The sequence below is a fragment of the Streptomyces phaeolivaceus genome (assembly GCF_009184865.1).
Lineage (GTDB): Bacteria > Actinomycetota > Actinomycetes > Streptomycetales > Streptomycetaceae > Streptomyces > Streptomyces phaeolivaceus.
Genome location: NZ_CP045096.1, coordinates 4,600,432 through 4,612,588, shown reverse-complemented (window position 1 = coordinate 4,612,588; position 12,157 = coordinate 4,600,432). Strand labels below are relative to the sequence as shown.

The 12,157-nt window shown below is 70.5% G+C and carries 10 protein-coding genes, 1 tRNA gene and 1 pseudogene; 8 read left to right on the top strand and 4 right to left on the bottom strand.

Annotated elements, in window-relative coordinates:
* Positions 1-34: 34 nt before the first annotated feature.
* The gene (locus F9278_RS21615; RefSeq protein ID WP_152169820.1) at positions 35-736 is read right to left on the bottom strand and encodes a copper chaperone PCu(A)C; all 702 of its coding nucleotides are present in this window, start codon (positions 734-736) and stop codon (positions 35-37) included.
* Positions 737-1,401: 665 nt separating this feature from the next.
* Between F9278_RS21615 and F9278_RS21605 the strand changes: the two genes are divergently transcribed.
* From F9278_RS21605 to F9278_RS21570, 7 genes and pseudogenes are all read left to right on the top strand, one after another.
* Positions 1,402-1,884, top strand: a complete 483-nt coding sequence (locus tag F9278_RS21605; protein WP_003953493.1) for a CarD family transcriptional regulator — start codon at positions 1,402-1,404, stop codon at positions 1,882-1,884.
* A gap of 357 nt (positions 1,885-2,241) precedes the next feature.
* On the top strand, positions 2,242-3,018 hold the full coding sequence (ispD, locus tag F9278_RS21595) for a 2-C-methyl-D-erythritol 4-phosphate cytidylyltransferase (protein ID WP_152169819.1): 777 nt from the start codon (positions 2,242-2,244) through the stop codon (positions 3,016-3,018).
* Complete coding sequence (gene ispF, locus F9278_RS21590) at positions 3,008-3,520, top strand: 2-C-methyl-D-erythritol 2,4-cyclodiphosphate synthase (RefSeq protein ID WP_152169818.1); 513 nt, start codon at positions 3,008-3,010, stop codon at positions 3,518-3,520. The genes ispD and ispF overlap by 11 nt, the downstream gene beginning before the upstream one ends.
* Before the next feature lie 110 nt (positions 3,521-3,630).
* Positions 3,631-5,034, top strand: a complete 1,404-nt coding sequence (cysS, locus tag F9278_RS21585) for a cysteine--tRNA ligase (RefSeq protein ID WP_152169817.1) — start codon at positions 3,631-3,633, stop codon at positions 5,032-5,034.
* 152 nt (positions 5,035-5,186) lie between these two features.
* Complete coding sequence (gene rlmB, locus F9278_RS21580) at positions 5,187-6,125, top strand: 23S rRNA (guanosine(2251)-2'-O)-methyltransferase RlmB (protein WP_152169816.1); 939 nt, start codon at positions 5,187-5,189, stop codon at positions 6,123-6,125.
* A 103-nt stretch (positions 6,126-6,228) separates the two neighbouring features.
* Positions 6,229-6,324: pseudogene (locus tag F9278_RS21575) on the top strand (23S rRNA (guanosine(2251)-2'-O)-methyltransferase RlmB); the annotation flags it as partial.
* Positions 6,325-6,434: 110 nt separating this feature from the next.
* The gene (locus F9278_RS21570) at positions 6,435-8,240 is read left to right on the top strand and encodes a DoxX family protein (protein ID WP_152174016.1); all 1,806 of its coding nucleotides are present in this window, start codon (positions 6,435-6,437) and stop codon (positions 8,238-8,240) included.
* Between the two features lie 188 nt (positions 8,241-8,428).
* On the opposite strand, the gene F9278_RS21565 is transcribed toward F9278_RS21570, so the two are convergent.
* The 3 genes from F9278_RS21565 to F9278_RS21555 form a co-directional block, all read right to left on the bottom strand.
* On the bottom strand, positions 8,429-9,160 hold the full coding sequence (locus tag F9278_RS21565) for a nucleotidyltransferase family protein (RefSeq protein WP_152169815.1): 732 nt from the start codon (positions 9,158-9,160) through the stop codon (positions 8,429-8,431).
* 194 nt (positions 9,161-9,354) lie between these two features.
* Positions 9,355-9,804: a hypothetical protein gene (locus F9278_RS21560; RefSeq protein ID WP_152169814.1), complete on the bottom strand. Its 450-nt coding sequence runs from the start codon at positions 9,802-9,804 to the stop codon at positions 9,355-9,357.
* A gap of 378 nt (positions 9,805-10,182) precedes the next feature.
* Positions 10,183-11,319, bottom strand: coding sequence for an ABC transporter ATP-binding protein (locus F9278_RS21555; RefSeq protein ID WP_152169813.1), 1,137 nt, complete (start codon positions 11,317-11,319; stop codon positions 10,183-10,185).
* Between the two features lie 233 nt (positions 11,320-11,552).
* On the opposite strand from F9278_RS21555, the gene F9278_RS21550 reads away from it, so the two are divergent.
* Positions 11,553-11,626: transfer RNA gene (locus F9278_RS21550), tRNA-Thr, on the top strand.
* Positions 11,627-12,157: the final 531 nt, after the last annotated feature.

The following is a 12,157-nucleotide window of genomic DNA, read 5'->3' as shown; positions in this document are numbered from 1 at the left end:
TGCCGCCCTTCGGCGTGGTCGGGCTGTACGGGCCTCAGTGGCCCGCGGTCTCCTCGGAGGCCGAGGCCGACGTGGAGGGGGAGGACGTCGAGCCCGCGGCGGTGCCCTCCTCCTCGGTGTCCGTCCCGTCGGCGGACGGCGAGCCCGTGTCGGACGGGGACGGGGAGCCGGTGGTCTCCTCGGACGGCGAGGCGGAGGCGGTGGGGGCCTCCGGGATGTCGGTCGGGCCCCACTTCTCGAAGTAGTGCTCGGCGGGGACCACGAAGGCGCGCAGGCCGACCTCGCCGGTCTCGCTGAAGTTGAAGGTGACCTGCTGGGCGTTGCCGTCCTTCACCGTGTCGGTGATGTCCGTCAGGACCGCGGAGGCGTTGTTCTCGCCGCCCAGGATCACGGAGCCGCCGGCCGGGACGACGACCTTGCCGCCCTTGCCCTCGCCCTTGGCCGGGGTCAGCTCGGCGGTGCCGGCGCCGTCCACGGTGATCGAGTCCAGGGTCTGGTCGGTCGTGGCGGTGTTGAACAGCGTCGCGGAGACGACGGCGGGGCCCTTGGTCTCGGTGCCCGGCTGGGTGACCACGATCGCGTTCTGGATCTTGATGTCGCCGACGCTGGTGGCCGCGTTGTCCGGCTTGACTTCCAGCGTCTGGGCGTTGTTGCCGGCGGCGCACGCGGCGAGTGAGGCGATCGAGAACGCGATGGCGGCGGCGGCGAGGGCGCCGCGTCGAAGGCTGCTGCTCACGGCGGCGGCAACTCCTAGAACGTGGGCGGTACGTGGTCGTTAGCGGCCTTAGGTTACCGAGCCGTCCCACCGCCGCCGCACCCGACCCTCCCCAAGTCCCCGACATGTCACCGGAAGCAATTGAGGACGCGCCACCCACACCTCTGTCCGGCATTCACATAACCACCATCGAACTCGCCGCCGCCGCGCCCCGGATTTCCGCCAAGGAATGCGAGGCGCCACGAGAAAGCGATCGACCGCCAGAACGCGACGGAACGCCACAGGAACGGGTGCCGGAACGAGTGTCGGAACGAGTGTCGGAACGGCGTCAGAACACGATCCGGTAACGGCGGAACAGCGCCCGTAGATCGAACTTCTTGATCAATTCCGGATTCGACTCGTACCCGACTCCGCTCGCCGAACGGAGTAGCGGAAGTCGCACACTTGGGCGTGGACAAAGCGGGACGTTCGGCCGCTCGTGGACTCCTCCGGATGCGTGTAACGTACGCGTTTCACTGTGCCCGGAGAGCCGCTCCGACCTGCGAATACCCTCTTCCGTTCGGCCCTCGCAGCACGTTCCTGTTGCTGTTGTCAAGCCCCGAGATGCGCCCTGACCTGCGAAAACGCCATTCAGAACACGCCGTTTCCGTGTTACCCTGGATAGCCACGGAAGGGGTACCTGTCACATGACGTTCAAGGTTGGCGACACCGTGGTCTATCCCCATCACGGGGCCGCGCTGATTGAGGCCATCGAAACTCGCCAGATCAAAGGCGTGGACAAGACCTACTTGGTGCTCAAGGTCGCTCAGGGCGACCTGACGGTGCGTGTGCCAGCGGACAATGCGGAGTTCGTCGGCGTACGTGATGTGGTCGGTCAGGACGGCCTGGACCGGGTCTTCGAGGTGCTGCGCGCGCCGTATGCCGAGGAGCCCACGAACTGGTCGCGTCGCTACAAGGCAAACCTGGAGAAGCTCGCCTCCGGTGATGTCATCAAGGTCGCGGAGGTCGTGCGTGACCTGTGGCGTCGAGAGCGTGAGCGCGGACTGTCCGCCGGTGAGAAGCGCATGCTCGCCAAGGCCCGCCAGATCCTGGTGAGCGAGCTCGCCCTCGCGGAGAACACGAACGAGGACAAGGCCGAGGCCCTGCTCGACGAGGTCCTCGCGTCCTGAACTGACTGCATTCCCGAACTGACCTGTGGCAGGCAGCCAGCCCGCTCAGCCGTTCAGTGCAGCAGCAAGCAGCACATCGAAATGCCGCGGTGCCCGATGACGTACGTATTGTCGCCGGGCGCTGCGGCATGTTCGTACCCGGATGCCGTACGCCTGGATGGGGTCCCCGATACTTGGCGATGCTCGGCGTGCCCCGGTGCTCATAAGTACTGCGAAGTACTGCGTACTCGTGCTGGTGTGCCGGGCCCGGGGCAGCTGGCTCGACCAGATGTCACGGAAGGGTCCGGTCAAGGTGTCGCGCCCGGCACGCTGTGGCCATACCCACGTAGGCCGAGCACACAAACCTGACAGGAACCGATGTCTGACGATTCGCGCCCTTCGCCTTCCGGAACCGGTACGGCAACCCCCGCGCAGACCCGTACGGCGGCCGTGATCCCGGCCGCCGGCCGGGGCGTACGCCTCGGTCCGGGCGCCCCCAAAGCGCTCCGTGCGCTGAACGGCACTCCGATGCTGATCCACGCCGTGCGGGCCATGGCCGCGTCCCGGGCCGTCTCCCTCGTGATCGTCGTGGCGCCGCCCGACGGCGCGCCCGAGGTCAAGACCCTGCTGGACGCGCACGCCCTGCCCGAACGGACCGATTTCCTCGTCGTCCCCGGGGGCGAGTCGCGGCAGGAATCGGTGAAACACGGCCTCGACGCGCTGCCGCCCGGCTACGACATCGTCCTCGTCCACGACGCGGCCCGTCCGCTGGTGCCCGTCGACACGGTCGACGCCGTCATCGAGGCCGTACGGGACGGGGCGCCGGCCGTGGTGCCCGCGCTGCCGCTCGCCGACACGGTCAAGGAGGTCGAGCCGGCGGACGCGCCGGGGGTGCCCGAGCCGGTCGTCGCCACGCCGTCGCGGGCGCGGCTGCGGGCCGTGCAGACGCCGCAGGGATTCGACCGGGAGACGCTGGTGCGGGCGCACGGGACGGTCACCGGGGAGGTGACCGACGACGCGAGCATGGTGGAGCGGCTCGGGCTCGGGGTCGTGGTCGTCCCCGGGCACGAGGAGGCGTTCAAGGTCACCAGGCCGCTCGACCTGGTGCTCGCGGAGGCGGTTCTGGCGCGCAGGAGGCTGAACGATGGGTTCTGAGACGCCGGGGCTGCCGGGATCCGTGGTGTTGCCGCAGGTCGGGATCGGTACCGACATCCACGCCTTCGAGGAGGGGCGGGAGCTGTGGTGCGCCGGGCTGAAGTGGGAGGGCGAGGGGCCGGGGCTCGCCGGGCACTCCGACGCGGATGTCGTGGCGCACGCCGCGTGCAACGCGTTGTTCTCCGCCGCCGGGATGGGGGACCTGGGGCAGCACTTCGGGACCGGGCGGCCGGAGTGGTCCGGGGCGTCCGGGGTGACGTTGCTGGCGGAGGCCGCGCGGATCGTGCGGGCCGGGGGGTTCGTGATCGGGAACGTGGCGGTGCAGGTGGTGGGAGAGCGGCCGAGAATCGGGAAGCGGCGGGACGAGGCGCAGAAGGTGCTGTCGGAGGTCGTCGGGGCGCCGGTGTCGGTGTCGGGGGCGACCACCGATGGGCTCGGGTTTCCCGGGCGGGGGGAAGGGGTGATGGCGGTGGCCACGGCGCTGGTGGTGCGGGTGGGGTGACGTGCGGAGACGGGAGGGCCTGCGCGGGTCCGGTGGGCATACGTCACGAATTCCTCGTCCTTGAGGTGAAGGGCTCGGGGCATGGGTGACGGGCCACTACGCTTGGAGGCGTGACTATTCGCCTGTACGACACCAGCGCCCGGCAGATTCGTGACTTCGCCCCGCTCACGCCGGGTTGTGTCTCGATCTACCTGTGTGGCGCCACGGTGCAGGCGGCCCCGCACATCGGGCACATCCGGTCGGGGCTCAACTTCGACATCATGCGCCGGTGGTTCGAGTACCGGGGCTATGACGTGACGTTCGTCCGGAACGTCACGGACATCGACGACAAGATCATCGCCAAGTCGGCCGACCAGGGCCGCCCCTGGTGGTCGATCGGGTACGAGAACGAGCGCGCGTTCAACGACGGGTACCACGCGCTCGGTTGCCTGCCGCCGACCTACGAGCCGCGTGCCACGGGGCATGTGACCGAGATGGTCGAGATGATGCGCGGGCTGATCGAGCGCGGCCACGCGTACGAGGCCGACGGGAACGTCTACTTCGACGTGCGCTCCTTCCCCGGGTATCTGCAGCTGTCCAACCAGGAGCTGGACAACCTGCTGCAGCCCTCCGGCGAGGGCGAGACCGGGAAGCGCGATCCGCGGGACTTCGCCATGTGGAAGTCGGCGAAGCCGGGGGAGCCGACCTGGGAGACGCCCTGGGGGCGCGGCCGGCCGGGCTGGCACCTGGAGTGCTCGGCCATGGCGCACAAGTACCTGGGCAGCGCCTTCGACATCCACGGCGGCGGCCTCGACCTGATCTTCCCGCACCACGAGAACGAGATCGCGCAGGCCAAGGCCTTCGGCGACGCCTTCGCCGCGTACTGGGTGCACAACGCCTGGGTCACCATGAGCGGCGAGAAGATGTCCAAGTCGCTGGGGAACAGCGTCCTCGTCTCCGAGATGGTCAAGCACTGGCGGCCGATCGTCCTCAGGTACTACCTGGGCACCCCGCACTACCGGTCGATGATCGAGTACAGCGAGGAGGCCCTGCGCGAGGCCGAGTCGGCGTTCGCCCGTATCGAGGGGTTCGTGCAGCGGGTCGTCGAGAAGGCGGGCGGGGTCGTGGAGCCCGCGGCCGAGGTGCCGCCGGCGTTCGCCGAGGCGATGGACGACGACCTCGGGGTGCCGCAGGCGCTCGCCGTCGTGCACACCACGGTCCGGCAGGGCAACAGCGCGCTGGCCGCCGACGACAAGGAAGAGGCCGTGGCGCGGCTCGCCGAGGTGCGGGCCATGCTGGGTGTCCTCGGCCTCGACCCGCTGGACCCGCACTGGGCCGGTGACGGCGCCGACCGCGGCGAGGACCTCCACGGGGTCGTCGACACGCTCGTCGGGCTGGTGCTCCAGCAGCGCGAGGCGGCCCGTGCCCGTAAGGACTGGGGCACCGCGGACGCCATCCGGGACCAGCTCAACCAGTCCGGTCTGGTCATCGAGGACAGCCCGGACGGCCCGCGCTGGACGCTCGGCCCGCGCTGACCCGGACAAATCACCTCCGGTCACCTTGATCGATTGTGCCGCCCGGCCATCCGGGCGGCACACTGCATTACGTACACAGGACGACGTACGCGTGATCGGGCCGCACGGCTCGTGGCGCGTACGCGCACACGCTTCTCAGAGACGGGTAGGTCATGGCCGCTAACAACCGCCGCATGTCCGGCAAGAAGGGCGCGCAGGTCGGCAGTGGCGGCCAGCGGCGCAAGGGTCTTGAGGGCAGGGGGCCGACGCCGCCCGCCGAGATGCGCAAGAAGCACAAGGCGAACCGGATCGCGAACGCCAAGGCGAAGCAGGCCGCGCGCCGGCCCGTGGCACGCCGGGGCGGCAAGGGCACGTCCGAGATGGTCGTGGGCCGCAACCCCGTCGTCGAGGCGCTGCGCGAGGGCGTGCCCGCGTCGACGCTGTACGTCCAGCAGTTCATCGACAACGACGAGCGGGTGCGCGAGGCGCTCCAGCTGGCGGCCGAGCGCGGTGGCATCAACCTCATGGAGGCGCCGCGCCCCGAGTTGGACCGTATGACCAACGGGCTCAACCACCAGGGGCTCGTCCTCCAGGTCCCGCCGTACGAGTACGCGCACCCCGAGGACCTGGTGAGCGCGGCGTTCGACGAGGGCGAGGACCCGCTGATCGTCGCCCTCGACGGGGTGACCGACCCGCGCAACCTCGGTGCCGTCGTCCGGTCCGTCTCCGCGTTCGGCGGTCACGGCGTGGTCGTGCCCGAGCGGCGCGCGGCCGGCATGACCGCCGGCGCGTGGAAGACGTCCGCCGGTACGGCCGCCCGTACGCCCGTCGCCCGCTGCACCAACCTCACGCGCGCGCTGGAGGCCTACAAGAAGGCCGGTGTCGTCGTGGTCGGCCTCGCCGCCGACGGCGAGGCCGAGGTCGGCGAGCTGGAGGCCCTGTCCGGCCCCGTCGTGATCGTCGTCGGCAGCGAGGGCAAGGGCCTGTCCCGCCTGGTCGGCGAGACCTGCGACTTCCGGGTGCGGATTCCGATGCCGGGTGGGGCCGAGTCGTTGAACGCGGGTGTGGCGGCGGGCGTTGTGCTGTACGAGGCGGCGCGTCGGCGGGCCTGATGGCGTGCTCGGTCGGCGGAGCCCGACGGCCGGAGGCCGGCGCGGTGGCGCGAAGCCCGCGTAGCGGTGCGAGGGGCGCGGGTGGGAGGGGTCCTGCGACTTCCGGGTGCGGATTCCGATGCCGGGTGGGGCCGAGTCGTTGAACGCGGGTGTGGCGGCGGGGGTTGTGTTGTACGAGGTGGCGCGTCGGCGGGCCTGAGGAGGGCTCTGACCGGGGGTTCTGGATGTTCTGGATCACCTTGACGGGGTCCGGACAGATCGGGGCGGTCAAAGCAGTGTCCTAACGACACGTCACTCGGTTAGATGAGTGTGGACACCAGAACACCCCGCACACCCACGGGGGACCGTTCGTCGCGATTCGACTCGGGATCCAACTCTGGATCCCAGTCGGGATTCGACGACGCTCCCGCGCTGAGCATGGTGAAGGTGCCGAGCGATCCGGCGCAGGTCATCGTCAACCACGCGAGCTTCCGCGTGCAGTTGGGCGTCTCCACGCGGGCGTCCCCGCGCATCGCACGGCACTTGAGCGCCACCGAGGACACCGCGCGCATCCCCGTCGTGGGCACGGCGGGGCGCTCCGGCGCGCCCGCTGCCGGGCGTCGGCGTGCGCCGGTCGTCTGGAGCGGGAAGTCCGCGCCGGACGACACCGGGGCCCACCGGCTTCTCCAGGCGGTGCGCGGCGGCGTCGTCGGCGCCGCCCCCGACCCGCTGAGCGACACGGGCTCGACCCAGGTCATCCCCCGCGTCGACGGCACGGGCGGCGGTGGCTACGACCCCGAGAGCGGACGCTACGGCGACGAAAGCGCGCGCTACGCGGCCGACTTGACCGTGGAGACGGTCGAGACGCCCATCGTCGGCAGCCAGCGCACCCACGGTGACCATGCCGCCGACGGAACCCGGCTGCTGCCCGCCATGCGCACGGTGGACAGCGCGTACGACGAACCCCGGTACGACCGGACGCGGTACGGCCAGGACGCCTACGCCGACGGGGAGTTCGCCGACGGCGAGTTCGCGGACGGGGAGTTCGCCGGCTCGTACGACGGTGACGCGGGCGAGCGTGGCGGGCGGCGGGTCGGCAACGAGCCCGTGCGGCACGCCTATTACCCCGGCCGGCGGATGAACCTCGGCGTGGTGCTGCTGCCGCTGCGCGTCTTCCTCGGCTTCATCTCCATCTACGCCGGCATGGGCAAGCTCTGCGACCCGCACTACTTCGACGGCGGCAGGCGCGGCTCCATGGTGAAGTGGCTGAACACGCTGCACCCCTGGGAAGTCGCCGAGCCGCTGCGGCAGTTCGCACTCGAACACCCCGTGGGCTCCGGGCTGGTCATCGCCTTCGCCCAGGTCATCGTCGGTGTGCTGACCGTCTTCGGACTGTGGCAGCGCCTCGCCGCCGGAGTCGGGGCGCTGCTGTCGGCCGCGCTGCTGGTCACCGTCAGCTGGAAGACCGTCCCCGTCTACGAGACGCCCGACATCATCTACCTCGCCGCCTGGTCCCCGCTGATCATCGCGGGCGCGCCGGTGTACTCCGTCGACGGGCGGCTCGCGGGCGGCGCCTGGCGCACGCTCGGGCCGCGCGCCGACATCTGGGAGCTGCGGCGCTACGTACTGCGCCGGGGCGCGCTGATCGCCGCGATCGTGGTCGGACTGACGCTGCTGGTGGGGTCGTTGCTCGGCGGTGCCGTGCGGGACGCCGACCGGATCGTGGTTCCCGGACCCGGGGAGGCGCCGCGCAACGAACTGCCGGGGTCCCCGCTGCCGGGTGAGCCGAGCGCCCGCCGCGAGAACAGCCCGTCCGCGTCCAACTCGCCCACCGCGGGCGCCACTTCGGCCCAGCCCTCGCAGGAGGCCACCACGCCGGGGGCCACGCGGGACACCGGTGCGGTCACCGGGGGGCAGCCGACTCAGACGCAGGGGGCGACGGCCGGGCAGGCGCCGCCGCAGCAGTCGTCCCCGGTGGAGCAGCAGGTGCCGAGCACCACTGCCGGGCCGAGTTCCAGTGGGGGGGCGGGTGCCTCCGGCGGTACGACCGGTGGGGCCACGGGGTCCTCCGGGGGGTCGACCGGGGGTAGTTCCTCGGGTGGGCAGCCTGGGCTGGTGGGGGGCTTGCTCGGGTAGTTCGGTCAGCTGTTGGGATGTGGCTGTGGGCCCCGCGTGAATCTTGCGCGGGGCCCATGGGCGTGTGAGACAAGGGCGCCTGAGAGCTCGGGGGTTCGGGTTCGTCGGCGGGTGCGGGTGTGTGGGGCTTCTCGCGCAGTTCCCCGCGCCCCCAAGAACCAAGGGGAGCCGTGGCTGCGAAAGGTGCCCTAGCGGCCCAGGGCCGCCAGTTCCTTCGCTGCCTCTGTGAGGTCCTTGGCCGTGTCGATGGCTCGCCAGTAGGCGCCCTGGGGGATGGGGAAGCCCGCGAGGCGGCGTTCTCGGGCGAGGCGGGGGAAGGTGGTGCGCTCGTGGTCGCCCCGGGCGGGGAGGAGGTCGGTGAACTCCGGGGAGAAGACGTAGACGCCGGCGTTGATCTCGTACGTCGTGGGCGGGGCCTCGATGAAGTCCGTCACGCGGCCGAAGCCGTCCGTCTTCACGGCGCCCCAGGGGATGCGCGGGCGGGCCAGGGCGAGCGTGGCGAGGGCGTCGCGCTCGGCGTGGAAGTCCGCCATGTCACGCAGCGAGAAGCGGGTCCAGATGTCGCCGTTGGTGGCGTACCAGGGCTGGTCGGGGTGCGGGAGGTGCGAGGCGGCGTACTTGAGGCCCCCGCCGCGGCCCAGGGGCTCCGTCTCGACGACCGTGGTGACGCGGACCGGCAGGTCGACCGAGTCCAGCCACTTCTGCAGGACGTCGGCGAGGTGGCCGCAGGAGACGACCACGTCGGTCACGCCCTCCTCGGCGAGCCAGGTGAGCTGATGGCCGATGATCGGCGTGCCCGTACCGGGGATCTCGACCATGGGCTTGGGCCGGTCGTCGGTGTACGGACGCAGCCGTGAGCCCTGGCCACCGGCGAGGACCACGGCTTGAACGGGGCGCGACGCGGCGTTCGGATCGGTCATGACCCGAACTGTACGTGGCGCCCCGTTCGCGGGAGCACGGCCCTGTGATCGGTGTACGGGGGTGGAAACGGGGCGGTGTGGCGCTACTGGCGTGGGGGCGAGCCCCGGGGCCCTCGGGGCGCTCCCGGGGGCCCGGCGGCTCCCCGGGGAGCCCCTGCGGCGCCGGGAGGCCCCCAGCGGTGTCCTGCGTGGTCTCAGCCGAACTGGGCGGCCACCCCTGTCGCGAAGGAGGTGTCGCAGACCGGGCGGGCGAAGGACTGCGCGCGCGTGGGGCCGTAGGCACGGACGGCGGCGCGGCCGAGGGCGCGGGCGATGGAGGTGCAGTGCTTCGCCAGTGCCGGGCGGCCGTTCACCGCCTGCTGGAGGTGGGTGAGGGCGACGCCGGGGTCCTCCTCCTGGAGTTCGAGGAGGAGTTTGTCGCGCAGCACCTCGTGCGCGGCACGGGTCTTGGCGCGCTGGGAGACCTCCGAGGCGGCGAGCATCGACTCCGAGGGGTCGGTGCCCGACCAGTTGACCCGGGTCACCGCGAGGGTGCCGGAGAGGACCATGACGACGGGCAGGACCAGGGCCAGGGAACGGCCGATCCGGCGGGCGGGGCCGCGACCGCGCCGCGTCCGTTGGGTGTGGGTGTGGGTGTGCTTCACGCGAGTGAGGGTAGCGCGGGGTAGTGATATGGCGACATTAGGTCACCGATACGGGGGATGTCGAAGCGCCGTGTCCGGGGCGCCGGGTTGACGAACGAAGGTCGAAACAGACGTATTTGCCGGGGTAGTTGGGGGCAATGAAAAAGGCCCCGCGAATGTTTGCGGGGCCTTTTTCGTCAACCTGGGTGATTTATCCCGGCTGGGGGGTTTCACCGACGGCCGTCACGGATGATGATCGCAACGGCCGTGTCCGGCGCGTCCGTCCCATCCGTCCGTCCGTCCGTCCGTCCCGTCCGTCCCGTCCGTCCCGTCCGTCCGTCCGTCCCGTCCGTCCCGTCCGTCCCGTCCGTCCCGTCCGTCCCGTCCGGTTCATCCGGCTCAGTCGGAGAGGCGCTCGCCCGTGGAGGTCGAGAACACGTGGTTCTCGCCCGGACGCGGCACGACGTGCAGCGTGGCGCCCTTCTCGGGGACCTGGCGGCCGTTGACGCGGACCACGAGGTCCTTGGTCTCGCCGCCGACCTCGGCGGTGCCGTAGACGTAACCGTCGGCGCCGAGCTCCTCGACGACGTTGACGGAGACGGCGAGGCCGGCCGGGGCGTCCTCGGTGTCCTTCGACAGGGTGGTGGCCGCGGCGCCGCCGTGCTCCACGATGTCGAAGTGCTCGGGACGGACGCCGACGGTGACGGTGGTGTCACCCTTGTCGGAGGCGGCCTTGAGGGCGTCACGGTTGACCGGGACGACGCTGTTGCCGAACTTCACGCCGCCGTCGGTGATCGGGACCTCGACCAGGTTCATGGCCGGGGAGCCGATGAAGCCGGCGACGAAGAGGTTGGCGGGGCGGTCGTACATGTTGCGCGGGGTGTCGACCTGCTGGAGCAGACCGTCCTTGAGCACGGCGACCCGGTCGCCCATCGTCATGGCCTCGACCTGGTCGTGGGTGACGTAGACGGTGGTGATGCCGAGGCGGCGCTGGAGGGACGCGATCTGCGTACGGGTCGAGACACGGAGCTTGGCGTCGAGGTTCGACAGCGGCTCGTCCATGAGGAAGACCTGCGGCTCACGCACGATGGCGCGGCCCATCGCGACACGCTGGCGCTGACCGCCGGAGAGGGCCTTCGGCTTGCGGTCCAGGTACTCGGTGAGGTCGAGGATCTTCGCGGCCTCCTCGACCTTCTGCCGGATCTCCGCCTTGTTGACGCCGGCGATCTTCAGGGCGAAGCCCATGTTGTCGGCGACGGTCATGTGCGGGTAGAGCGCGTAGTTCTGGAACACCATGGCGATGTCCCGGTCCTTCGGCGGCAGGTGCGTGACGTCGCGGTCACCGATGCGGATGACGCCGCCGTTGACGTCCTCGAGCCCCGCGAGCATGCGGAGCGAGGTGGACTTGCCGCAACCGGACGGGCCGACCAGGACGAGGAACTCGCCGTCCTCGATCTCGATCTCGAGACTGTCGACGGCGGGCTTCGTGGAACCCGGGTAGATCCGGGTCGCCTTGTCGAACGTAACTGTGGCCATGGGTCGTAGGCCCCCTTCACCGGCAGGAACGTGCCGGACGATCCGAGTAAAGGTGGTGATCCGCCGCGGATCGTTCCGCGGTGGTGTAGTCCACGGGAGTGGATTGGGTCAGGACGGTACCTCCCGTTCACCGGGTCTGTCAGTACCTGGACCCCTGTGAACTTCGCGGAAATTTTCGACGAGCGCACCCTGTGACGTGGGTACACTGCACGGGCGCCCCCGCGAGGGGCCACGCCTCCTTAGCTCAGCTGGCCAGAGCAACGCACTTGTAATGCGTAGGTCGTCGGTTCGAATCCGACAGGGGGCTCTTTCTCTGGCCGGCGGTTTCCCTCGGGGAGCCGCTGAGTCGTTTTCGGTGTCGTCGCAGTTGCCGGTCTCGTGGGGATTCGGTTGCTACGAAGCGAGGCGGAAAGGCCGGTCCAGACCATCCCCGCGCGGCTGCTGCGTGGCGCATCACCCTCGCCGAAGCGGTACTGATCAGTGACTGCGAGTAGCTCAAGCTCGTTCGATCCGTCAGCTCAGCCGTTTCGATGACCGGACCGCACTGCCGCTCGGTGGTCCGCAGCTCGATCGTGAAGCTGTCCACGTCGATGTCGCCGTACGTCGGCTCCGGGTCCGGCTGTTGTGCGGTGTGTTGGATGTCTTATGGCCCTGTGGGGTGACGGGCGCGGGGAGCGGACCGACGGGTGGGCGCTGGTGCCCATCCTTTGAGGTGGTCGGGCGTCTCGACAGAGTTCCGGACCCGTGTGTACGTGGCGTCTCTCGTCCTCGGTCAGCGGCACCGGTGCTTCGGCCGTGCCGTGCGCCTGCCGCTGCGTGGCCATGGTGCGGACCTGAG

Excerpts from the sequence above, each read along its gene's own strand:
- F9278_RS21605 (WP_003953493.1), top strand. The coding sequence starts at position 1,402 with ATGACGTTCAAGGTTGGCGACACCGTGGTCTATCCCCATCACGGGGCC.
- ispF (WP_152169818.1), top strand. The coding sequence starts at position 3,008 with ATGGGTTCTGAGACGCCGGGGCTGCCGGGATCCGTGGTGTTGCCGCAG.
- ispD (WP_152169819.1), top strand. The coding sequence starts at position 2,242 with ATGTCTGACGATTCGCGCCCTTCGCCTTCCGGAACCGGTACGGCAACC.
- F9278_RS21565 (WP_152169815.1), bottom strand. The coding sequence starts at position 9,160 with ATGACCGATCCGAACGCCGCGTCGCGCCCCGTTCAAGCCGTGGTCCTC.
- F9278_RS21555 (WP_152169813.1), bottom strand. The coding sequence starts at position 11,319 with ATGGCCACAGTTACGTTCGACAAGGCGACCCGGATCTACCCGGGTTCC.
- rlmB (WP_152169816.1), top strand. The coding sequence starts at position 5,187 with ATGGCCGCTAACAACCGCCGCATGTCCGGCAAGAAGGGCGCGCAGGTC.